The sequence below is a fragment of the Mycobacterium scrofulaceum genome, from assembly GCF_002086735.1.
Lineage (GTDB): Bacteria > Actinomycetota > Actinomycetes > Mycobacteriales > Mycobacteriaceae > Mycobacterium > Mycobacterium scrofulaceum.
The window spans coordinates 32,877-55,332 of sequence record NZ_MVIJ01000025.1 but is presented as its reverse complement, the minus strand read 5'-3'; the positions used below and the strand labels follow the sequence as shown (position 1 = coordinate 55,332).

21 protein-coding genes are annotated in these 22,456 nt (G+C 70.1%); 10 read left to right on the top strand and 11 right to left on the bottom strand.

Going from position 1 to position 22,456, the window contains the following annotated elements; genetic code table 11:
* Nucleotide 1: 1 nt before the first annotated feature.
* The 3 genes from treY (at nt 2) to BST44_RS30130 (ending at nt 4,304) form a co-directional block, all read left to right on the top strand.
* Nucleotides 2–2,314 carry a malto-oligosyltrehalose synthase gene (gene treY / locus BST44_RS16980; protein WP_083178274.1) on the top strand — a complete coding sequence of 771 codons (2,313 nt, stop codon included), beginning with the start codon at nt 2–4 and terminating at the stop codon, nt 2,312–2,314.
* Entirely contained in the window at nt 2,307–4,055 is a 1,749-nt protein-coding gene (treZ, locus tag BST44_RS16975; RefSeq protein WP_083178273.1) for a malto-oligosyltrehalose trehalohydrolase, read from the top strand. Before treY ends, treZ begins: the two co-directional genes overlap by 8 nt.
* Nucleotides 4,056–4,157: 102 nt before the next feature.
* Entirely contained in the window at nt 4,158–4,304 is a 147-nt protein-coding gene (locus tag BST44_RS30130) for a hypothetical protein (RefSeq protein WP_158086659.1), read from the top strand.
* A 20-nt stretch (nt 4,305–4,324) separates the two neighbouring features.
* Here BST44_RS30130 and BST44_RS16970 read toward each other — a convergent pair whose 3' ends face one another.
* Nucleotides 4,325–5,653 (bottom strand): aminotransferase class I/II-fold pyridoxal phosphate-dependent enzyme, encoded by a 1,329-nt coding sequence (locus BST44_RS16970; protein WP_083178305.1) that lies wholly within the window; start codon nt 5,651–5,653, stop codon nt 4,325–4,327.
* 35 nt (nt 5,654–5,688) lie between these two features.
* Here BST44_RS16970 and BST44_RS16965 point away from each other — a divergent pair, with 35 nt between their 5' ends.
* Nucleotides 5,689–6,351, top strand: coding sequence for a pyridoxamine 5'-phosphate oxidase family protein (locus tag BST44_RS16965; protein WP_083178272.1), 663 nt, complete (start codon nt 5,689–5,691; stop codon nt 6,349–6,351).
* Here BST44_RS16965 and BST44_RS16960 read toward each other — a convergent pair.
* Genes BST44_RS16960 through BST44_RS16950 form a run of 3 tightly spaced genes read right to left on the bottom strand, consistent with a single transcriptional unit; the run spans nt 6,331 to nt 9,028 of the window.
* Nucleotides 6,331–7,251 (bottom strand): phosphatase PAP2 family protein, encoded by a 921-nt coding sequence (locus tag BST44_RS16960; RefSeq protein ID WP_083178271.1) that lies wholly within the window; start codon nt 7,249–7,251, stop codon nt 6,331–6,333. The genes BST44_RS16965 and BST44_RS16960 overlap by 21 nt on opposite strands.
* Nucleotides 7,252–7,268: 17 nt before the next feature.
* The gene (gene ilvA / locus BST44_RS16955; protein WP_083178270.1) at nt 7,269–8,552 is read right to left on the bottom strand and encodes a threonine ammonia-lyase; all 1,284 of its coding nucleotides are present in this window, start codon (nt 8,550–8,552) and stop codon (nt 7,269–7,271) included.
* A 38-nt stretch (nt 8,553–8,590) separates the two neighbouring features.
* Nucleotides 8,591–9,028 carry a nitroreductase family deazaflavin-dependent oxidoreductase gene (locus BST44_RS16950; RefSeq protein WP_083178269.1) on the bottom strand — a complete coding sequence of 146 codons (438 nt, stop codon included), beginning with the start codon at nt 9,026–9,028 and terminating at the stop codon, nt 8,591–8,593.
* Nucleotides 9,029–9,491: 463 nt separating this feature from the next.
* Between BST44_RS16950 and BST44_RS16945 the strand changes: the two genes are divergently transcribed.
* From BST44_RS16945 to BST44_RS16930, 4 genes are read left to right on the top strand one after another with little or no spacing between them, the layout of a single operon-like run.
* The gene (locus BST44_RS16945) at nt 9,492–10,457 is read left to right on the top strand and encodes a lactate/malate family dehydrogenase (protein WP_083178268.1); all 966 of its coding nucleotides are present in this window, start codon (nt 9,492–9,494) and stop codon (nt 10,455–10,457) included.
* Nucleotides 10,457–11,245, top strand: a complete 789-nt coding sequence (locus tag BST44_RS16940) for a YoaK family protein (protein WP_083178267.1) — start codon at nt 10,457–10,459, stop codon at nt 11,243–11,245. The genes BST44_RS16945 and BST44_RS16940 overlap by 1 nt, the downstream gene beginning before the upstream one ends.
* Nucleotides 11,246–11,266: 21 nt before the next feature.
* On the top strand, nt 11,267–12,019 hold the full coding sequence (locus BST44_RS16935; protein ID WP_083178266.1) for a response regulator transcription factor: 753 nt from the start codon (nt 11,267–11,269) through the stop codon (nt 12,017–12,019).
* Nucleotides 12,012–13,310, top strand: a complete 1,299-nt coding sequence (locus BST44_RS16930) for a sensor histidine kinase (RefSeq protein WP_083178265.1) — start codon at nt 12,012–12,014, stop codon at nt 13,308–13,310. The genes BST44_RS16935 and BST44_RS16930 overlap by 8 nt, the downstream gene beginning before the upstream one ends.
* 30 nt (nt 13,311–13,340) lie before the next feature.
* On the opposite strand, the gene BST44_RS16925 is transcribed toward BST44_RS16930, so the two are convergent.
* The 7 genes from BST44_RS16925 to BST44_RS16895 form a co-directional block, all read right to left on the bottom strand.
* Entirely contained in the window at nt 13,341–14,126 is a 786-nt protein-coding gene (locus tag BST44_RS16925) for a DUF6065 family protein (protein WP_083178264.1), read from the bottom strand.
* A 238-nt stretch (nt 14,127–14,364) separates the two neighbouring features.
* Nucleotides 14,365–15,540, bottom strand: coding sequence for a PPE family protein (locus tag BST44_RS16920; RefSeq protein ID WP_083178263.1), 1,176 nt, complete (start codon nt 15,538–15,540; stop codon nt 14,365–14,367).
* Nucleotides 15,541–15,776: 236 nt separating this feature from the next.
* Nucleotides 15,777–16,172, bottom strand: coding sequence for a hypothetical protein (locus BST44_RS16915; protein ID WP_142274541.1), 396 nt, complete (start codon nt 16,170–16,172; stop codon nt 15,777–15,779).
* Nucleotides 16,173–16,326: 154 nt separating this feature from the next.
* Nucleotides 16,327–18,219 (bottom strand): lysophospholipid acyltransferase, encoded by a 1,893-nt coding sequence (locus BST44_RS16910; protein ID WP_083178261.1) that lies wholly within the window; start codon nt 18,217–18,219, stop codon nt 16,327–16,329.
* Nucleotides 18,216–20,042: a fatty acid--CoA ligase FadD11 gene (fadD11, locus tag BST44_RS16905; protein WP_083178260.1), complete on the bottom strand. Its 1,827-nt coding sequence runs from the start codon at nt 20,040–20,042 to the stop codon at nt 18,216–18,218. The genes BST44_RS16910 and fadD11 overlap by 4 nt, the downstream gene beginning before the upstream one ends.
* Before the next feature lie 60 nt (nt 20,043–20,102).
* Nucleotides 20,103–20,576 (bottom strand): VOC family protein, encoded by a 474-nt coding sequence (locus BST44_RS16900; RefSeq protein ID WP_083178259.1) that lies wholly within the window; start codon nt 20,574–20,576, stop codon nt 20,103–20,105.
* A gap of 13 nt (nt 20,577–20,589) precedes the next feature.
* Nucleotides 20,590–20,979 (bottom strand): helix-turn-helix domain-containing protein, encoded by a 390-nt coding sequence (locus BST44_RS16895; RefSeq protein ID WP_083178258.1) that lies wholly within the window; start codon nt 20,977–20,979, stop codon nt 20,590–20,592.
* Nucleotides 20,980–21,033: 54 nt separating this feature from the next.
* On the opposite strand from BST44_RS16895, the gene BST44_RS16890 reads away from it, so the two are divergent.
* Complete coding sequence (locus BST44_RS16890) at nt 21,034–21,480, top strand: PPOX class F420-dependent oxidoreductase (RefSeq protein ID WP_083178257.1); 447 nt, start codon at nt 21,034–21,036, stop codon at nt 21,478–21,480.
* Nucleotides 21,477–22,406, top strand: coding sequence for an MBL fold metallo-hydrolase (locus BST44_RS16885; protein ID WP_083178256.1), 930 nt, complete (start codon nt 21,477–21,479; stop codon nt 22,404–22,406). Before BST44_RS16890 ends, BST44_RS16885 begins: the two co-directional genes overlap by 4 nt.
* The last annotated feature ends 50 nt before the right edge of the window (nt 22,407–22,456 follow it).

The window sequence follows — 22,456 nt, the reverse complement described above, 5'->3', positions numbered from 1 at the left end:
CATGGCCTTTCCGATACTGTCGACCTACCGGCTGCAGCTGCGCGGGGAGGCCAGCGGGTTCGCGTTCACCTTCGCCGACGCGGAAAACCTGCTGGACTACCTGGACGAGCTCGGGGTGTCCCACCTGTACCTGTCACCGATCATGACCGCGACCACCGGGTCCAACCACGGCTACGACGTCACCGACCCGACGACGGTCTCCCCCGAACTCGGCGGCCGCGACGGGTTGGCGCGGCTGTCGGCGGCGGCGCGGGAGCGCGGCATCGGCCTGATCGTCGACATCGTGCCCAATCATGTGGGGATTGACCAGCCGCAGCAGAACGCGTGGTGGTGGGACGTGCTGCGGCACGGCCGGTCCTCTGACTACGCAACGTATTTCGACATCGACTGGGACCTCGACGAGGACGGCCGCATCGTGCTGCCCATCCTGGGGTCCGACGACGACGCCGCCGACCTCGAGGTGGACGGGGAGCTGCTGCGACTCGGCGACCTGGCGCTGCCGATCGCGCCCGGCACGGCCGAGGGGACCGGACCCGAGGACGGGGCCCTCGTCCATGACCGTCAGCATTACCGGCTGGTGGGCTGGCGCAACGGCGTCTGCGGCTACCGGCGTTTCTTCTCGATCACCTCCCTGGCCGGGCTGCGCCAGGAGGACCGCGCGGTGTTCGACGCCACCCACGCCGAGGTCGCCCGGTGGGCCACCGAGGGACTCGTCGACGGCGTGCGCATCGACCACCCCGACGGATTGTCCGACCCGTGCGGATACCTGGCGTGGCTGCGCGAAGCGGTCGGCCCGCGAACCTGGATCGTGATCGAGAAGATCCTGGCGGTCGACGAGGCGCTCGAACCGACGCTGCCCATCGGCGGCACCACGGGCTACGACGTGCTGCGCGAGATCGGCGGCGTCTTCGTCGACCCGCAGGGCGCCCCCGCGCTCACCGCGCTCGTCCAGTCGGCGGGAGTGGACTACGGCGCGACGCCGAAGATGCTGGCGGAATTGAAGATCCGGGCCGCGACCGACACACTCGCGAGCGAGCTGCGCCGGCTGCGCCGCAGCATCGTGGCGGCGGCCGGGGCCGATGACCCGCGGTTGCCCGACGCCGTGGCCGCGCTGCTGACCCACATCGGTGTCTACCGCTGCGACTACCCGGGGCTGGCGGCGATCATGCCCACCGCGCTGGCCGAAACGCAGGCACAGTCACCGGAACTCGGGCCCGCCCTGCAGGTCATCGCCGCGGCGCTGGCCTGCGGCGGCGAGCCGGCCACCCGGCTGCAACAACTCTGCGGCGCGGTCACCGCCAAGTCCGTCGAGGACTGCTACTTCTACCGGGATGCGCGACTGGTGTCGCTCAACGAGGTGGGCGGCGAGCCCCATCGTTTCGGTGTCGGCGCGGCCGAGTTCCATCACAGCGCCGCCACGCGCGCCCGCTTGTGGCCGCAGACGATGACGACGCTGACCACCCACGACACCAAACGCGGCGAGGACGTTCGGGCCCGGATCGGCGTGCTGTCGCAGGTCCCCTCGCTGTGGACCGAGTTCGTCGGCCGTTGGGAGGCCGCCTCACCCTCCCCCGACCCGGCGACCGGGCAGTTCCTGTGGCAGAACATCTTCGGTGTGTGGCCGGTCAGCGGCGAGGTCAGCTCCGAGTTGCGCGACCGGCTGCACGGCTACACCGAGAAGGCCATCCGCGAAGCGGCCTGGCACACCTCGTGGAACGAGCCGGACACCGAGTTCGAGGACGCGGTGCACCGGTGGCTGGACAGCGTGTTCGACGGACCGGTGGCCGGACAGCTGACCGAGCTGGTGACCCAGCTCAACCCGCACGCCGCCAGCGACGCGTTGGGTCAGAAGCTGCTGGCGCTGACCGTGCCCGGTATCCCCGACGTTTACCAGGGCACCGAGCTGTGGGACGACAGTCTCGTCGACCCGGACAACCGCAGGGCGGTCGACTACACCGCCCGGCGCGCGGCGCTGAAGGCATTGGAGCACCCCAAGATTCGGGTCGTCACGGCCGCCCTGCGGGTGCGTCGCTCCCATCCGGACAGCTTCCTGCGCGGCGACTACGTTCCCGTGCTGGCCAACGGCGACGCGAGCGACCACGTGCTGGCGTTCCGCCGGGGCGAGGACATCGTGGTCGCGGTGACCCGGTGGACCGTGCGACTGACCGAAACCGGCTGGGGCAACACGGTGCTGGCACTGCCGACGGGCACCTGGAAGGACGCGCTCACCGGGGTCATCGCGGACGGGCCGACGTCGGCCGCCCAACTGTTCGCCGAGCTTCCCGTCGTCCTGCTGGAGCGCCACTGTGACTGAATTGCGGACAACTGAATTCCGGGTCTGGGCCCCGAAACCGGAAGTGGTCCGGCTCGACATCGAGGGCCGGGTGCACGCGATGACGCGCGCGGACGACGGCTGGTGGCACGCCGAGGTCGACACGGCGCCGGACGCCCGCTACGGGTACCTGCTCGACGACGATCCCACCGTGCTGCCCGATCCGCGCTCGGCGCGGCAACCCGAGGGCGTGCACGCCCGCTCGCAGCTGTGGGACCCGGCCGCCGCCCGCTGGACCGACGGTGACTGGCGGGGCCGGCCGGTCGAGGGCGCGGTCATCTACGAGATGCACCTGGGCACCTTCACGGGCCCCGGCACCTTCGACGCCGCGATCGACAAGCTGGATTACCTGGTGGACCTCGGGGTGGACTTCGTCGAGCTGATGCCGGTGAATTCCTTTGCCGGAACCCATGGTTGGGGATACGACGGGGTGCTGTGGTACAGCGTGCACGAACCCTACGGCGGCCCCGACGGCCTGGTGCGGTTCGTCGACGCCTGCCACGCGCGGGGCCTGGGCGTGTTGATCGACGCGGTGTTCAACCACCTCGGCCCGTCGGGCAATTACCTGCCGAAGTTCGGGCCGTATTTGTCGTCGGCGAGCAACCCGTGGGGCGAGGGCATCAACATCGCCGACGCCGACTCCGACGAGGTGCGCCGCTACATCATCGGGTGCGCGCTGCGCTGGATGCGAGACTTCCACGCCGACGGCCTGCGCCTGGACGCCGTGCACGCCCTGGTGGACACCACCGCCATCCACATCCTCGAGGAGCTCGCGACCGAAACAGATTGGCTAGCCAAGCAATTGGGCCGCCCGCTGTCGCTGGTCGCCGAGAGCGACCTCAACGATCCGCGGCTGATCACGCCGCGCGACCGGGGCGGCTACGGACTGACGGCGCAGTGGGCCGACGACATCCACCACGCCATTTACACCGCGGTATCCGGGGAGCGCCAGGGCTACTACGGGGACTTCGGTTCGCTGGCAACCCTGGCCGAGACGCTGCGGCACGGCTATTTCCACGCCGCCACGTATTCGTCGTTCCGGCGTCGCCGGCACGGGCGGCCGTTGGACCCCGCCACCATCCCGGCCACCCGGCTGGTCGCTTACACCTGCACCCATGACCAGGTCGGCAACCGGGCGCTGGGGGACCGTCCGTCGCAGAACCTGACCGGCGGCCAGCTCGCCGTCAAGGCGGCGCTCGCGCTCGGAACGCCCTTCACCACAATGCTTTTCATGGGCGAGGAGTATGCGGCGTCCACCCCGTTCCAGTTCTTCAGCTCGCACCCCGAGCCGGAGCTGGCCAGGGCCACCGCGGAGGGCCGCAAGGCCGAGTTCGCCGAACACGGCTGGGACGCCGACGACATCCCCGACCCCCAGGACCCGCAGACGTTCCAGCGCTCGAAGCTCGATTGGGACGAAGTCGACTCCGGCGAGCACGGGCGCGTGCACCGGCTCTACCGCGACCTGATCGCGTTGCGGCACAGCGACCCGGACCTGGCCGATCCCTGGCTGGAGCACCTCACCGTCGACTACGACGAGGAGCAACGCTGGATCAGCGTGGGGCGCGGCCGGCTGCGCATCGTGTGCAACCTCGGCGCCGAGGCGGTGCGGGTGCCCGTCGCCGGTGACGTGGTCCTCGCCTGGGGTGACCCCGCGGTCGAGGCCGACAGCACGACGCTGGAAGGCCATTCGTTCGCGATCCTGGCGGTCCGCGAGCAGACGTAAAATCGCACCGCATCGCGGCGCGTCACGCGATTATGTGTCTGCTCGCGGGGGGGTGTGGATGGCGGTGAGCGGCCGGGCCCCGCAACGGCCGATGATCCGCCCATGAATCAATCCGCATTCTGCCGGTGGGTCGGCTTGCTGAGGAAGAAAAGGCCCGCGCCGGCCGTCAACGAGCCGCCGCCGGAACGCAGCGTGGTGTTGTTGTGGACGGGCCCGGGCCTGGGGGCCGGCGGCACCGAAACGGGCTGACGCTGGCCTAAACGCTGGGCCTACACGCTGGGCCGGCCCGCGCCGTGCACCGCGTCGGCGATCGCGTCCGCCAGGGGCGCGATCTCGTCGGAGCCCAGGCCCGCGGCGGTGACGCGGATGCCCGCCGGAGTGCCGATCCGGAACCGCGTGCCTGGCGCCGCGGCCCAGCCCGCGGCCAGCAACCGGGTGATCGCGACGGTCTCGTCGGGCACAGGCACCCACACGTTGAGCCCGGAGCGGCCGTGCGCGGCGACGTCGCGCTCGGCCAGGGCGGCGCACAGCGCCCGCCGGGTGGCGGCGTAGCGCCGCTCGGCCGTGGCGACGAGGCGGGCGGCCGCCGGATCCGACCACAGGCTGACCGCCAGGTCCTGCAGTAGGTGGCTGACCCAGCCCGGGCCCAGCCGCAGCCGGCCGACCACGCGCTCGACGGTGCGGTGGTCGCCCGCCAGCACGGCCACCCGCAGGTCGGGGCCGTAGGGCTTGGACGCCGACCGCACGAACGCCCAGTGCCGGGTCACCCCGGCCAAGGTGTGCAGCGGCGCGCCGGAAATGCCCGCGCAGTGGTCGTCTTCCACCAGCAGCAGCTCGCTCGCCCTGTCGTTCAACAGTTTTCGTAGCTCGTCGGCGCGCCTCGCGGACAGCGCGGCGCCCGTGGGGTTCTGGGCGCGGTTGGTGACGACCAGCCCGCGCACACCGCGATCCAGCGCCCGCGTCAGGTCAGCGGGCAGCGGGCCGTCGTCGTCGACCCGGACGGGCTCGGCCGCGAGGCCCAGCGCGGCGAGCAGGTCGAGCAGGTTGGCCCAGCCCGGGTCTTCGACCGCGACGCGATCACCGGGACGCAGGTGCGCGGTCAGGACGCGCTCGATGCCGTCGAGCGCGCCGCTGGTCACCGCGAGGTGGTCGGCCGGGACGCCGTCGGCGGACAGCGCCGCCCGTGCGAACTCGGCCAGCGCCGCCGACATGGCCGGCTCCCCGTACAGCACGGGCCGGCCCGCGACGGGGCCGGGCAGCATGGCGCCGGCAAGGGGTAACAGGGCGGGGTCCGGATTGCCGGTCGACAGGTCGCGCACCCCGGTCGGCACGTCCAGGCCCAGCAGCGATCGCGGGGTGGTCGCCGGGCGGTGGCGCACCCGGGTGCCCCGCCGGCCCGCCGTCTCCACGACACCCCGATGGCGCAGCAGGCGGTAGGCCGACGCGGCGGTGTTGGCGTTCACGCCCAACCGAGCGGCCAGCTCGCGGACGGGCGGCAGGGCGTCGCCGGGCGCCAGGGAGCCGGCCGAGATCGCCTCTTCGATGCTGGCCGCTATGGACTCGGCGCCGCTTCCGGCTATGCTGCTTTGTACTGGCACGCACATTATTATGTACTAGAACAAAGGCAATCGCCATGCGCACCGGATACGAGCCGACGCCCCGCACCACGCCCACGCGCTACCGGGAGCGCGCGCACTACGACCGCGACACCGTCCACCAAATCCTGGACGAATCGCTCGTCTGCCACCTCGGCTATCTCAGCGACGGGCGCCCGGTGGTGCTGCCGACCACCCACGCCCGCCTCGGCGAGACGCTCTACCTGCACGGCTCCAGCGGCAGCGGTCCCCTGCTCGCGGCCCGGGCCGCGCCGGCGGGCCTGCCCGTGTGCGTGACGGTCACCCTGGTCGACGGCCTGGTGCTGGCGCGCGCCGCCATGCACCACTCGGTCAACTTCCGCTCGGTCGTGGTGCTGGGCGCCGCGCGCGTCGTCGACGACGAGGCGGAGCAGCGAAGGGCGCTGGCCGGTTTGCTCGACCACGTCGCGCCCGGGCGGGCCGCCGACTGCCGAGCCCCGAATCCGCGCGAGCTGGCAGCCACCGGGGTGCTCGCGCTCGACCTCGCCGAGGTGTCGGCCAAGGTCCGTACCGGCGGCCCGGTCGACGATCCGCAGGATTGCGCGCTGCCGCACTGGGCGGGGGTGGTGCCACTGCGCGTCACGGCAGGGGCGCCGGTGCCCGCCGACGACCTCGATCCCGCGACCCCGGTGCCGGGGTACCTACCCGGGCGCCGATCGTGACCTGCCCGCCCGGCCGCCGGCCCGCCGGGTGTCGTCCCACCAGGTGCCGACCAGGATGACGGTGCCGGCCCAGGCCAGGCCCAGCATCCAGCCGGAGAGCACGTCGCTCACGTAGTGAACTCCCAGATAGACACGCGAGAACCCGATCAGGAACGCCGAGCCGATCGCCAGGGCCCAGGCCGTCACGCGAACCGCCCACCAGGGGATCAGCCAGCGGGTCAGCATCCACGCGGAGATGACCATGATCGCGGCGGTGCCGGTCGCGTGCCCGGAGGGGAACGAATACCCGTCCGCGTCGATCAGGGCGAACGGCAGGGGCGGGCGCTGCCGGCCCACCAGGGCTTTGGCGGAAAAGAGCACCAGCGGGACCGCCCCGCCACCCACCAGGGCAAGCATCACTGGGCGCCACGACCGGCACCGCCAACCCGCGGCAACCGAGATCGGGAAGGCGAGCGCAGCCAGGACGAGCGGTTCGCCCGCGAGGGTGACCGCCCGCAGGGCGGCGGTCAGCCACAGGTCGCGGTGCGCCGCGAGCCATCGGGTCACCGGTGGGTCGATCCCGGCGATGCCGTCGCCCTCCAGCACGTCGTCGAGCACCTCGGTGAAGCCGGCCGCCAGCGCCACGACCGCGACCAGCCCGAGCAGCAATGCGACTCCGGCGACCTCGCCGGCCGGCCACCGGCGGGCCAGCGACCGTCCCCGGTCACCGATCCGGTCGTGGACCCAGGTCAGCGTTTTGCCGACCGCGGCCGAGCGGAACACCCGCCTCCACTGCATCCGCAACCGGGGTCCGCACCGGGCAACCCAGATCGCCGCCCACGCCAACAGGGCGAGCACACCGGCGACGCCGGCGCTGACCGGGCCGAATCCGCCGGTACCGGGCCCAAACTCCTGGTCCATGCACCGCGGCCCGGGGTCTAGAACAGCAGGTAGCGGTACGCCGGGGAGCCGGGCTCGAGGCGTTCGACGTGCAGCTCCGTCGCCCGCATCCGGGCCAGCAGGCCGTCCAGGTCGGCCGACGACGCCAGCTGGATGCCCACCAGCGCCTCGCCGGTCTCGCGGTTGTTGCGCTTGATGTACTCGAACAGGGTGATGTCGTCGTCGGGGCCCAGCACCTCGTCGAGGAAGCGGCGCAGCGCGCCGGGTTCCTGCGGGAAATCCACCAGGAAGTAGTGCTTGAGGCCGAGGTGGACCAGCGAGCGCTCGAGCACTTCCCCGTAGCGCGACACGTCGTTGTTGCCGCCCGAGATGAGGCACACCACCGTCGAGCCCGGCTCGATGTCGGCCTCCAGCAGCCCGGCCACCGACAGCGCGCCCGCGGGCTCGGCGATGATGCCCTCGTTCTGGTAGAGGTCCAGCATCGCGGTGCAGACCGCCCCCTCGTCGATCGTGGTGATCGACACCATGTCGCCGGCGGCGGCCAGCGCGGCGTAGGTCAGCGTGCCCGCCCGCCGCACCGCGGCGCCGTCGACGAACTGGTCCACGTGGTCCAGCGTCACCGGCTCCCCTTCGGCCAGCGCGGCCATCATCGCCGCCGCCCCGGCCGGTTCGATGCCCAGCACCGACGTGTTCGTCGTCCGTTCGGCGAGGTAGGTGGTGATGCCGGCGATGCAGCCGCCGCCCCCCACGGGGACCACCACCAAGTCCGGTTCGCTGTCCAGTTGACCCAGCAGCTCGACCGCGATGGTGCCCTGACCGGCGATCGTGCGCAGGTCGTCATACGGGGGCACCAGGGTGGCGCCCGTGCGTTCGACGTCGACCAGCGCCGCCTCGGCGGCCAGGTCGTAGGTCGTTCCGCCGACGATCAGCTCGATGAACTCCCGGCCGTGGTAGCGGATGCGGTCCCGCTTCTGTTGAGGGGTCTTGGCGGGCACGTAGACGCGGCCGCGCACGCCCAGCGTCCGGCACGCGTAGGCGAAGCCCTGCGCGTGGTTGCCCGCCGACGAGCACACCACGCCGGCGGCCAGCTCCTCATCGGACAGCTGGACCAACAGGTTGTAGGCCCCGCGCAGCTTGTAGGAGCGCACCACCTGCAGGTCTTCCCGCTTGAGGTACACCTGCGCGCCGGTGATCGCCGACAACCGGTCGCTGTACTGCAGCGGGGTCGGCGTGACGACCGCGGCGATCCGCTTGGCCGCGCTGTCGATGTCCGCCGCGCACACCGGCGAGACGCTCGAGCTATGGCTCAATTCGGCGGACACTGATCAATGGTGCCATGCCAGCCGGTCAACTCCGGAATTCAGCCGACCGGGGTCAGCACGAACACCGGGATCTGCCGGTCCGTCTTCTTCTGGTATTCGGCGTAGTCGGGCCAGGCCTCGACGGCGCGTTCCCACCACGCTGCCTTCTCGTCGCCGAACACCTCCCGCGCGTCGTATTCGCGGGTCGTGCCGCCGTCCTGCAGCTCGACCCGGGGATTCTTGACGACGTTGTGGTACCAGACGGGGTGCTTGGGCGCGCCGCCGAGCGAGGCGACGATCGCGTACTCGCCGTCGTGCTCGACCCGCATCAGCGGGGTCTTGCGCAGCTTGCCGGTCTTGGCCCCGACCGTGGTCAACACGATGATGGGTTTCCCCTTCATGTCGGTGGCCTCGGTGCCGCCGGACTGCTCGTACTTCTCGGCCTGTTCGCGGGCCCAGTCCCATGGGCTCGGCGCGTATTCCCCTGAAAGTGGCATGAGACCGACTCTAGGCCGCGGCCCGGCCGTCGCAAGGGCTACTGCCGCTTCTCGACCAGCGCGAGCAGTCCGATCCCGTGGCTGCCCATCGCGATCCCCAAACCTTCTGCTGAAGCTTGGTCGCCGCTCTAACCGCCCTCCTCAGCGGCGAACGTGATCCTACGGCTTCACGACCGGAACTTGGATCACGTTGCGGCGGAATCCTTTTGCAACTTCGTGACCAGCTCGCGGTCAGACATCCAGGTACTTCTGGCAGACCTATCGAGTGATCATGTTGCGCCACAACCGGTCCCACGGAGATCGGCGGCCTCATCCGGCAGCACACGGCCACACGCCCGATGTTGAAAGCACCAAGCCAGAAGGTAAGGGACTTTTTTACCAATTCATCGGCAGCCGCTAACCGACGGCTGCTTAGCGTCGGACTCGTAAGGGAAGTTGCGTCCACCGAATTGGAGGAAGTGAAGTGAAAGTTGGCATTGTTGGCGCTGGAGAGGTAGGAGCGGCCACCGGACTGGCATTGGTCGAGAATGGATTGTGCCGCGAGATCGTTCTCGTCGACCGTGACCCTGAGCGCGCAGCGGGGGTGGCGCTCGACTTGCGGTACGGGGCCCCGCTGACCCCGGGCACTCACGTGCGCGCCGGCGGCATCGAAGACCTCGCCAACGCGGCGCTGGTCCTCATCACAGCCGGCGTCAACGAACGCGCCGGTGGCGCGGTCGACCGCACCGACCCCCAGGGAAGGTTGCGGTTGGCGGCCGAGAACGCCCTCATCTACGCCGATATCGTTCCTAAGATCGTGGATGCCGCGCCCGCGGCGGTGCTCATGGTGGTTACCGATCCGCCGGACCCGTTGGCCGAGATCACCCGACTGTTGGCCGGCCATAACCGGGTGTTTTCCACCGGTACCCTCCTCGACTCCTTGCGGTTCCAGGTACACCTGGCCGAGCGGTTGAACGTTCAACCGTCGGACGTGCAGGCCATGGTGGTCGGCGAACACGGAACTTCTGAGGTCTTGTTGTGGTCCACCGCCGCGGTATCCCACGAACCCGTCCTCGACATGATCGACCGCAATTGCCGGCCAGCAGAGGATGTCCGCAAGGAGATCGAGAACGATGTTCGCTACGCGAATATCGCTATCATCGAGGGCACGGGCGCCAGCCGCTACGGCATCGCTTCGGTGGCCGCGAGGCTGACCGCCGCGGTGTTGCGTGACGAGCGGGTGCTGCTTCCCGTCGGGGTCCACCTCCCCCAATACGGCACCACGCTCTCACTGCCCGCGGTGGTGGGAGCCAACGGCGTTGAACAGGTTGTCCAACCATCGATGAGCGCCGACGAGCGAGCCGCCCTGGAGCGCAGCGCGGCCATCTTACGCGCGGCGTCCGAACGCTGCGCAGAGGCGCTCACCCTGGTCGCAACGGCTCAGCAGTGATGGCCGTTCTTGCTACTCCGATCGCGCCCACGGCGGCCGACCATCCGCACCCGCGGTGGCCGGCCGCGGTGGCGGCGGCGTTGACATTTGGCACCGGTGCGCTGGATGTGACCACCCTGACCCATCTCGGCGGCGTCTTTGCCAGTGTGATGACAGGCAATTTCGCCTTGACCGGGCTCGCGCTCGCACACTCGGATAGGGCGCTGCTCACTCACACCGCGGTGGCGCTGGGCGGCTACGTGCTGGGGGTTGCCACCGGAACCCGAATCACGGGCCGACACGCCTCCTCGGGGGCGCTGTGGCCGCAACCGGTTACGGCCACGCTCGCCGTCCAATTCGGCGTCCTGCTCGCGCTTGCGCTGGGCTGGGAGGTGACGCGTGGCGCGCCTAAGGGAGCGTTGCAGTTGGGACTACTCGCTGCCGCGGCCGCGGCCATGGGTCTGCAGGGTGCCGCGATGCGCGGGCTCGGTGTGACCGTCGCGACTACTTATCTCACTGGCGCTCTGACCGGCCTGATCGCCGCAAGTACTCGGTCGTCACGCGCCCGCGCCGACTCGGCCGCGGCCGCCGCGCTGACCGGGGCCGTCGTCGGGGCGGCTTGCGGAGGCCTGTTGCTGGCTACAGTGCCGAGCGCCGTGCCGCTGCTGTTGCTGGCGCCGGTCGGGGCGGTCACGGGCGCTGCCGCATATCGCCATCGTCGTGCCGTGAGACTTTCAGCTCCTTCGGTCCATCCGGCTCGTGTCGACACGCATGACCGCTATGCCGTCGGGGCCGGCGGAGCCTGCTGAACTGCCGGATAGACTCGAAAAATGGCTCAGCTGCTGATCGTCGAGGACGATCAGACCATCGGCAACCTGCTCGTCGACGGCCTGCGGTCGCATGGCCACGAGGTCGCCTGGGCCCGCAGCGGGCGTGGGGCGCTGCGGGAAGCAGCCATCCAAGACTTCGAGTTGGTGCTCCTGGACCTCGGTCTACCAGACCTTGACGGCGTAGAGATCTGCCGGCAACTACGGGATGCGGCACCCGGTGCGGTGTTGGTGATCCTGACGGCCCGGGATGCCGAGATCGACATCGTCGTCGGTCTCGACGCCGGAGCCGACGACTACTTGACCAAGCCGTTTCGCTATACCGAACTCCTGGCCCGTATCAGGGCGCACCTGCGCCGAGGCCCGGCACAGGCCAATCCGGCGCAGGCTCACGTCGTGGGGGAGTTGGTGGTCGATCCAGGCGCACGCACCGCGCTTTTCCACGGGCAGCGACTCGAGTTGCGGAGCCGCGAGTTTGATCTGCTTGCGCGGCTCGCCGCTGAGGCCGACACTGCGGTTCGCCGTGAGACGCTGATGGCCGATGTCTGGGACGAGAACTGGTACGGGCCCACCAAGACGCTTGACGTGCACATCGGCATACTGCGACGGAAACTGGCCGACGCGGCGGCAAGGTACGCTACCGACCCTGTCGCGGCGCCCAGCATCACGACGTTGCGCGGTTACGGCTACCGGCTCGATTCACCCGGCCGGCCGCAATCCGCCCGCGAGGCGTCCGAGCGGTCGGGGCATGCGTAAGCGCATCGTCACCCTGGCGGTGCTATCGGCAACGCTGGCCACCAGCCTCTTCGCCGTGCCGCTGGCCATCGCGGCGGCGCGATACTTCTTCATTGACCAGGCAACTCGGCTTGAACGGACCGCCGACGTCGCCGCCGTCGACGTCGCCACCGACCTAGTCCATGGCCGACCCCCACGCGATCTGGCGATTCATCCTCGGGGAACCGAGGTCGCCCTGTACGGCGCAGACGGCCGGCTCGTCACCGGACGCGGACCTGACCACGCCGATGCACTGGTCCGACGGTCGCTCACCGACAACGATGTGCACAGCGATTCGGATCTCGGCCAGCTGACCGTCGCCGTCCCAATTGCCGACGAACCGGGGGCGGCTTATGTCGTGCGCGCCACGACATCCCCCAAGGAGGCCTATCCGAGAATCGCCGTCACTTGGCTGGGCATGATCGTCCTCGAAGGGGTCATTATTGCCGCTGTCTGGCAGCTCGCCCGCCGACAGGCGCGCCGGCTCTCGGGTCCGGTCGAAGCGCTCGCGGCCTCAGCCGCACAACTCGGCGACGGCGACTTCACTGTGCGAGCCGAGGCCAGCGGTATCCCCGAAATCGACACGGCGGCGGAGGCTCTCAATCAGTCGGCGGCCCGGATCGGAGAACTGGTCGACCGGGAACGCGCTGTCACGGCCAACGCTTCCCACCAACTTCGCACGCCACTGGCAGGTTTGCGCCTGCGGTTAGAGACCACACTGGACGCGCCCGACCCCGATTACCAGACCGCGACCCGCGAGGCACTCGTCGCCGCAGATCGTTTGCAAAGCACCATCGACGATCTCGTTACTCTGGCGCGCACCCAGCAGCACCGTGCCCAGCCGCTCGACACCCCGACGCTGCTCGAAGAATTCGAAGGCGCGGGGCAGGCCCTGCTCGCCGCATCCGAGCGGCCCTTTCACGTCATCGTCGATCCACAACTTCGGCCGGCGCGTGCATCCGCAGCCGCAGTTCGCCAGATCCTGTCGGTGTTGGTCGACAACGCTGCACGCCATGGCGCGGGCCGGGTCACCATCCATGCGCGGGAAGCCAGCAACGGCGTGGCAATCGACGTCACCGACGACGGACGGATGGCCGAACATACGGAACCGTTCAATCGCCGGGTCACCGGCGGACACGGCATCGGCCTCCCGCTGGCTCGCAGCCTTGCCGAGGCCGAAGGATGCCGATTGCTCCTCACGTCACGCGCACCCGCGACCTTCACCCTGTTTCTCCCTCAGTACGACGGCGAGACACCGGCCGGACACCCCTGACCAGAACGCGGTGCTCGCACGTCGCAAGGGCTACTTCCGCGTCTCGCGTTGCGACTCGAGAAACGGGCTAAGGCGGATACGCGTCTGGTGATCGGGCGCGCCGGTCTCTCCGTCGGAATGTTTGCCCCGCGTGTAGTCGCCCTGCCACGGCACTCGCTCGCCGACGGCGGTGGCGGCGGCGGCCTGTGCCCGCCCCAGCTCGCTGCGCGAACGCATGAAGAATTCGTGTTTGCGACGCAGGTCCTCGTCGGAGTCGATCGGCCGGATTTCCGGGACGAAGCGTTCCAGCTCGGCCCGGCGCTGCGGGACGATCATGCAGATCGGCTCGCCGACCTCGAATCGCACCGGCATCATCTTGCGGGTCATCTGCCAGCTCATGCTGAAACTCGAAGTGGCCCAGTCGGTTTCGACGATTCCCTCCAGCGGCGACACGGCGTCCTTCGGGTAGTTCGCCGGCCCGCGGACCAGCAGGTTGTAACCCGGCGGCGTGCGGAACAGCATCGGCAGATGCCAGGTCAGGATGCCGTGACCGAAGTGGCTGAAGGGCAGGAACTGACCGGGGTCGCGCCGGTCGGGTGTGATCAACACGCCCATGCTGTCGTCCCCGCCCATCCAGGTCGCGGTGAACGCCGACGGATTGCCCAGCTCCCACCCACTCTGGTTGGCGATGAGCATCGGCAGACACCGATTGGGCCAGCCGTCCCGCATCTCCGACATCCACGGCCGGCTGATGGGGGCCGGCGTTATCGGCGGCGCGTTGTCCCCGGTTAGATACGCGGTCAGCGGAAGGGCCGGCCCACCGGGCCGGTCAGCCATCGGCTCGTCGGGGCGCGGGGACCGGGCGCCGACACGTCGGCGCCGGTCGCGACAGCAGAGCGTTCGGCCCGCCCCCGAGCGGCACAGCAAATGTCATACGTTCGGGCCCCCGACCCGGTGCTCTTGCGCGCAGTCAACGCGGCGCAGTTCGATGTCGACTCAGTGTCGCCGCCCAACCTGGGCGGGACCTGTGAGCGCTCACCCCGCCCTAGGAAGCATCATCTCAGGGCCGGCCCGCTCACCCGGCCGCGGGTGAGCGCGGGACCACGCTCGCGCGCAGTTCGAACCGGGAAGCGCTGGGGCCGCCCACGGCCCGGCCCGCCATGTTCGCCAGCGGCATCAACGGCAGGCCCGTCGGACCTGCCCCGGTCATGCCGGTCGGCGGCGCCGCGGTCCATCCGACACTCGGCGGCGCGGAGGTCACCGCACTGGTCACGGGCGCGGCCAGCCAGGCGTGCGGCGTCGTCAACGCGCCGATCGACACGCCGCGACCCAGGCCGGCGGAAAAGGCGGCGCCGCCACCGAGCCCCGGCAGGGCCGCCGCTCCCAGCGCGCGTGCGCCGGCGCCGAGCCCGGTGGCCAGCCCCGACGCCGCCTTGACCGGCGCGGTGACCGCCTTCGACGCCGCCAGGGCCTGGTTCATGAACAGCATCGGGTAGGTCGCGAACTTCGCGGGCCCCGTCAACGTGTTGAACTTGGACATCAACGACGAGAGCGACGCGCCCGACGCGCCCGACGAATTGGACGCCGGCGCCGATGCCAGCCCCTGAAGCGCCTGGGGCACAGTGGAAACGAGCTGAGAGCCGTTGGCGAGGACCTCCTGGGCATTGGTGGCGCCCGTCGCTCCGGCCGCCTGCGTCGCCGCGGCCCCTTGCCGGGCCAGCCCCGCCGCGTCGGTCGTCGCCGACGGCGGGGTGAACGGCGTCAACGTCGCGGCGGCCGCGGATGCGCCGGCGTAGCCGTACATGACGGCCGCATCCTGAGCCCACATCTGGTCGTATTCGGTCTCGGCGGCGGCGATGGCCGGGCTGTTCTGACCCAACACATTCGTCGCGATCAGCAGCATCAACTCGGCCCGGTTGGCGGCGATCACGGGTGGCGGAACCGTCGCCGCCCACGCCGCCTCGTAGGCCGCGGCGGCGGCACCGGCCTGCGTGGCCGCTTGTTCGGCCTGCTCCGCCATGGTGCGCAGCCACACGATGTACGGAGCCGCGGCCTGGGCCATCGACATCGCGGCCGGCCCCAGCCACGCGCCCGTCAGGCTCGATGTCACCGAGCCGTAGGCGGCTGCCGCGGTGTACAGCTCGGCGGACAGCCCTTGCCAGGCCGCCGCGGCGGCCATCATCGATCCCGAACCCGGACCGCTGTACATGCGCGCCGAGTTGACTTCCGGTGGTAAAGCGCCGTAGTCCATCGCTACTTCTCCTCCGGCGCGAAGGGGTCGGCGGCGTGGAATTGGCCTGGGCGACGGGTGTATTCGACTGCGTAATCGGACATGACAAAACTCCTCGAGGCTTGCGGTAGCGCCGCCGGCAGCCTTCGGACTGCGACGGCAATGACTCGGCGTCTCAAAGAAGACGTCGATAAAGGAAACGGTGATGGCGCCGCGGGCGCCAGGAAGACGCCGGAAGCGGCTTGCGCGCTAGCCGATCAGCAACGAGAGATGCAGATGTGATTGAGAAGTTCGTGTCCCGCGAGCGCCTGGGTGGGCGACGGGGTATGCGCCGGATCGGGCCCGGGGGCGTTGATCCCCGCGGTGTTCAGGGAAACCGGGGTGATCAGCCACCACTGTGGCGGGGCACCGCGGGACCAGGTCGGTGGCCGGTCGCGCTTGATCCCGGCGGTCTTGAACGACTTCTGATCGGTCGACGCCGGGGCATTTCGTTTCAAATGACTTGCCAGGTCGGCCAAGTCGGCATGCGCCCGGGAGACTTCGACGGCACTCCCGGCGTCTATTGCGTCGAGCGGCACGGCGATCGACGGCGGCGAGGCCGGGGCTGCCGCCTGCGAACGCACCGCCCAGCTCCCGACCAGCGCGCTGATCAAGCACAGCACTGCGACGATGGCGACACCCGGTCGCCATCGTTGAGGCTTGGTCGCGGCCCCGATGTTCACAGTGACCGAATTCTATCAGTCATACCGGCTGGTCAACCGCCACAGAACCTTTGAAGAACATGAGAGCCCGGAGGCTGGCGCGCGGCTACCGCATCCCGGCCAGACCGGCGATCGTGTTGACCCGCCGGACGGCCGTGGCGATCTCGTCGGCGAACTCGCGCCGTCGCTGGGCGACGTCCTGGTCCTCGAAGCCGTCCACCAGCTCACGGTGCCGGGCCAGCCGCAGCGCCGTCTTGAACAACTCCATCGACCTCGACTCGGCGCTGGCGATCCGGCGTTGCAGCTCCCACTGCTTGCCGACCTCCAGGCATTCGGCGAGGAACGCGTCCTCGTCGAATGATTCGTCGTCGTAGGCGGCCAGCCGGTCGGCGACGATGTGGTAGGCGTCCAGGAAGGGGCGCAGCACCAGGTGCGCCAGCAGCAGGTCGGCCTTCTCCAGCAGGCCGCGCACGTCGGCCGCGCGGGCCGCCTTGCTGGTGTCTTCCACCCGCCCGATCAGGCGCACCTCGTCGGCGAGCTCCTTCTCGAACTGGGCGCGCGCCGAGAACAGGAACTCGAATTTCAGCAGTTCGCGCAGGCGCAACGCCTCGTCGCGCACCGTCGTCGGCAACACCAAACCGTCCACCGACGCCTCGGCCTCTTCGATGCCGGCCAGCAACGCCGTCTCGGCGATCGCGCGGTCGACGACGATGTGAATGGCGGTGTTGCGGTAGAAGGCGGCGACCAGGTGCTGGTCGGACCCGATGCCCCAGACCGGTTCCGTCCCGGCGTCGTAGACGCTGACCACGCCCGAGGCGACCAGCTGATGCAGGGTCCAGCGGATGGTCGAGCGGTTCGTCAGGTCCGCGGCGCCGGCCACCGTCCAGTTGCGCGCGGCGATGTAGCTCGCCAGCGGCCGCACGGTGGCCAGCACCTCGCTGATGGACAGCGAGCGGTCGGCACCGAGCAGCGCCAGGCTGACCACCGCCGTCGGCGTGACCGGGGTGGCGCGATTGATCCGATGCTCGACGTCCAGCGCGATGCGTTCGATCTCGGTTCCCGCGCCGGACTCCTCGGCGCGCAACTCCTCGAGGCGCTTGCGCAGCGGCAGCGGCTCGCCGAAGTCCAGGTAGGCGCGGCCGAGCCGCTCCCCCTGCTGGCGCGCCAGCCGGACCAGGAAACGGAAGTCCTCGGGCCGCTTCGTCGCGCCGTAGGCTTCGGTGGTCATCGCCTCGACCTCGTGCAGCTGGTCGTACACGATCGAGGTGGGCACCAAATACACTTCGGGGCCGTCGATTTCGTCGACGGCGTCGCTGATGTAGCGCAGGATCCCGTAGACCGGGGGCCGCAGCTTGCCGGTCCGGGTGCGGCCGCCCTCGATGGACCAGGTGAGGTTGGCGTGGTTCTGCACCAGCTGGGCGGCGTACGCGCGCAGCACGAAGCGGTAGACGGGAATGTCCTTGGTCTGCCGGCGGATGAAGATCGTGCCGGTGCGCTTGGCCCACGCACCCATCGGAAAGAAGTTGAGGTTCGACCCGCCGAAGGTGAGCGCGGGCGAGAGCCGGTTGGCCTGGATGGACTCGGGCAGCAGCAGGCCGTCCAGATAGGAACGGTGCGAAAACGCGAAGGCCAGCGTCGCTTTGCGATCCAGCCTGCGCAGCTGGGCGATCTGATCCTCGTCGACGAGGATGTCGTAGGCCCGCATCAGCCAGTTGCTGAAGCTGCGCCAGGCCTTCACCGCCCGCTCGTCCAGCGAGGGCGCCATCTCCCGCAGGTAGCACGCGGCCTCGGCGCGCACGCTCGAAAGGTCGCGCCCGAGCTCGTCGGCCAGCCCTTTCAGCCGCTCGTCATACCAGGGGGCGGCGAGGAGCTGGACCACCTCCGCCGTGTCCGTCGTCAGCGGTGTCGTCGACTCCTCGACAATACCGGTGCGCTGCAGCAACTTTCGCACACCGACCCGCCCGAGCTCACGCGCGGTCGCCCCCGGTCCCCCGCTCATGCCGGCTGCACCGTCGCGGCCGCCGACGGCTCGTGCACGTCCGGGTGGAGTTCGGGCGCGTAGAGTTCCTCGATCTCGCTCGCGTACTTCGTCATGATCGGCTTGCGCTTGAGTTTCATGGTCAGCGTGATCTCGTCCCCCCCGGGCTCCCAGAGCGACGGCAGTATCCGGAAGCGCTTGATCTGTTCCACCCGGGACAGTCTGGCGTTGCCCTCGGCCACCCCCGCGGCGATCCGGGCGATGACCTCGGGATGGGCCGCCAGGGCCGCCGGCGACTCGTCGGCCAGGCCGTGCCGGGCGGCGTACGGGCCGACCGATTCGGCGTCGAAGACCATCAGCGCGGCGTTGTACGGCCGCCCGTCACCGATCGTGATCATCACGCCGACCATCGGGCACGCGGCCAGCACAGTGTTCTCGATGTTGGCCGGCGACATGTTCTTTCCGGCGGCGTTGATGATCAACTCCTTCTTGCGGTCGACGATCCTCAGGTAGCCCTCGTCGTCGACCTCGATGATGTCGCCGGTGTGCAGCCAGCCGTCGGTGTCGATGGCGTCGGCGGTCTTGGCGGGCTCCTTGCGGTAGCCCTTCATCACCAGGGGTCCGCGCACCAGGTACTCGCCGTCGTCGGCGACCTTGCCCTCGAGCCCGGGCAGCAGCTTGCCGACGGTTCCCAGGCGCGCGTCGCGGGGATGGCTGACGGCGGCGACGCAGCTCAGCTCCGACATCCCCCAGACCTCGGCGATCGGCACGCCGATGCCGAGGAAGAAGGCCAGCGTCTCCTTCGGGATGGGCGCCGCCCCGGAGACCGCCCAGCGCAGTTCGCCGAAGCCGATCCGCTCACGCAGCTTCGACAGCACCAGCTCGTCGGCCCGGGCCCATTCGACGGCCAGCTCGTCCGAGATCGGCTCGCCGGCCAGCAGGGCGGCGGCACGCTTGCCGGCCACCGACATCGCCCACTGCAACGCCTGGCGCCTGACCTCGTCCGTCTCGTTGTCGACAGCGAATTCTATTCCCGCCCTGAGCTTTTCCCACACACGGGGCACCCCGCCCCACACCGTGGGCCGCACGTCGGGCAGCGCGGCGGCGATGGCGCGGATATCGGAGACCACCGTGACCTGGGCGCCGAACACCTCCAGGCCGTACAGGCCCATCACCCGGTCGGCGATGTGCGCCGTCGGCAGATACGACGTGACCCGGTCACCGAACCGCGACGGGAGGACGGCGTCGAGGGCGTACGCCTCGAACAGCAGGTGGGCGTGGGTCATCTCGACGCCCTTGGGGTTTCCGGTGGTTCCGGAGGTGTAGATGAGGGTGACGACGTCGTCGGGCCGCACCGCGCGCCAGGTCGCCTCGAAGTCGAAATCGTCGCGCGCGGCGGCGTACACGTCGTCCACCGAGAGGGTGCCGGGCGGCGAACCGTCGATGCAGACGACGTGCTCGACGGGTGCACCGCTGGCGCGGATGCGGTCCACGTACTGCTCCTCGCAGATCACCACCCGGGTGTCCGCGTTGGCGAACAAATAGGTCAGCTGCTCGGCGGGCAGCGTGTTGTAGACCGAAAACGAAGTGGCGCCGAGGTGTTGGGCGCCGATCTCGAAGGGGTAGAACTCGATGCGGTTGGCCATCATCAGCGACACCGTGTCGCCCCGCCGCACCCCCAGGCCGGCCAGGCCGGCGGTGACCTTGCGCACCAGGGCCGCGAGCCCGCTCCACGTCATCGTCTGGCCGTCGCCGGGCGTCCGGAGCGCGACGGCGCCCGGATCGATCGACGCGGTGCGCTGGAACGCCTCGCAGAGGGTGACGGGGCGCTCGGCTGTCGTCATGGGTGTCCTCTCAGCTCTGCCTTGGTGAGCGTACGTCCGCGGTTCCGGACGCGGAACCGATCACGCCGGATCGGGGCGCCAGAGCTGCAGCGTGCTCGATATCCCGGCCGGTAGCTCCAGCAGCTCGATGGGGGTGCCGTCGGGATCATGGATGAAGAACATCCGCACCCCGCCGATGTCGACGGGCGGCTCGGCGCGCACGCCGGGATGCCCGCGGCGGACGGCGTCGTAGGCGGCGTCGAGGTCGTCGACCCGGAACGAGACGTTGGTGTAGCCCAGGTGCGGCCCGCTCGGGCACTCGGGGACGGCGCCCAACGACAGCAGCTCGACCATGGCGCCGCCGATCAGGCCGCCGACCATGCGGCCGCGCTGCGCGGCGCCGCCGGTCACCGCGCCGAGCGCGGCCCCCTCCAGCTCGACGTCGAACACGACGTCCATGCCCAGCACCGCGGTGTAGAACTCGCGCGCCGCCACGATGTCGGAGACCCCGATGCAGACGTGCGAAAAATTCTGCACGGCAATGGCTTTGGTCATGGGGATCCTTTGCTCAGGCGGGCAACGCGGTGTGAATCCCGCACGTGCACGCGTCGATCGAGGGACACGCGCAGCGCATGCCCCATTCGATCACGGCGCGCGCCCGCGCCAGCGACTCCAGCTGCGCGTCGATCTCGGCGAGTTTGGCCTCGGCGAGCGCGCGGCTGGCCGGCCGCCCCGGGGCGTCGTCGGCGAACAGCAGCTGGATCTCCTCCAGCGCGAAGCCCGCGGACTTGCAGAGGCGGATCACCTCGAGCCGGGCCAGCACCGAATCGTCGTAGCGGCGCTGCCCGCCCAACCGTCCCGGCGGTGGCACCAGCCCGATCTGTTCGTAGTACCGCAGCGTGGTCGCCGCGACCCCGGCCTGGCGCGCCACCTCGCCGATCGTCAGCCGTGCACCCATCGCGCCTCCCTCGACGCTTGACTTAGAGCCAACTCTAAGTCGTTGACTGGGGTCATGCACACACATTCACCGCACGCGCTGGCCGCCGCGCGCTACGCGCTGCTCCGGTCGTTCCGCCGCGACGGCACCCCCGTCGACACCCCCATCTGGTTCGGGATGGACGGCGACACGCTGCTGTTCCGCACCAAGGTGGGACCCAAGACCCGGCGGCTCACCGCGTGCCCCGACGTCCAACTCACCGCGTGCGACCATCGCGGCCGGGTGCGGCCGGGCGCGAGGATCCTGGCGGGCCGCGCGACCATCCTTTCGGGCGAGGACGCCGAGCGGGCCAACCGCTTCCTGCACGACCGCTATGGCTGGCAGTGGAACATCGTGCCGTTGCTCAAGGTCCCCGGCGTCACCAACGTGCACCAGGACCTGTGCATGCGCGAGAAGCTGCGCCGCGCCCGCGACCGCGGGTTGTGGGCCGACAGCGCCATCGTTCGGGTGGACGTGCGATGACCCACGACCCCGTCCGCTCTCCCACGCTGCGCCAATGCTGTGCCGCCGCAACCGGATTGGTCTGGGGCGCGGTGCGCCCGAAGCGGCCCGACGAGCGGTTTCTGCGCAGCGTCGCCGACGCGGGACTGCCCGCGCCGCGGCGCGCCGTCACCGTGACCGCGCTTCCGCAGGTGCCGCGCCCGGTGCCCACCGCGGCGATCGTCGAGGGCACGTTCGCGCCGGCCCGCGTCGGGAACTCGATGACGTCGTTCGTCGTCCGCCATCCGCAGGCGACGTTCATCGTCGATCCGGCCGTGTGCCGCGACGTCGAGCGCCGCGCGATCGCCCAGCTCCCCGCGGTGTTGCGCGTCGCGGTCCGTCCCCCCGCCGACACCGTGCCCACGATCACGGCCCTGCACCGGTTGCCCGAGCCGCCGGCGCTGGACTTTGCCCTACCGACGCACGCGCACTGGGACCACGTCTCGGGGCTGCTGGACCTGCCGGGCTTGCCCGTGCACCTGCACCGCACCGAACGCGACTGGATCGGCTCCGGTCCCGTGGCGCCGGTGGGCGGCGTCCGCGATTCGCTGCGCGGCCGCGCGGTGGTGGACTACGAGCTGGACGGGCCGCCGGTGCTGACCTTCGCGCGAAGCCGCGACCTGTTCGGGGACCGTTCCGTGCTGCTGGTCGACCTGCCGGGACACACGCCCGGCAGCGTCGGGGTGCTCGCCCACACTGGCCGCGGCTGGATCCTGATCGCCGGCGACGCGGCCTGGCACTGTTTGCAGATCGAGAAGGTGCGCCAGAAGTCCAGCTATCCGGGAGTTCTGGTGGACGAAGACCGCGAGGAGGCATTCCGGACGCTGCAGCGACTGCACCTGGCGCGGCACGCGGTGAGGATCGTTCCCACCCACGACCATGAGGCGGCCCTGGATCTGTCCGCCTAGTTGCCCCGCGAGTGTGAAGGTAGTTTCACGTTCGGACTGTGAAGCTAGTT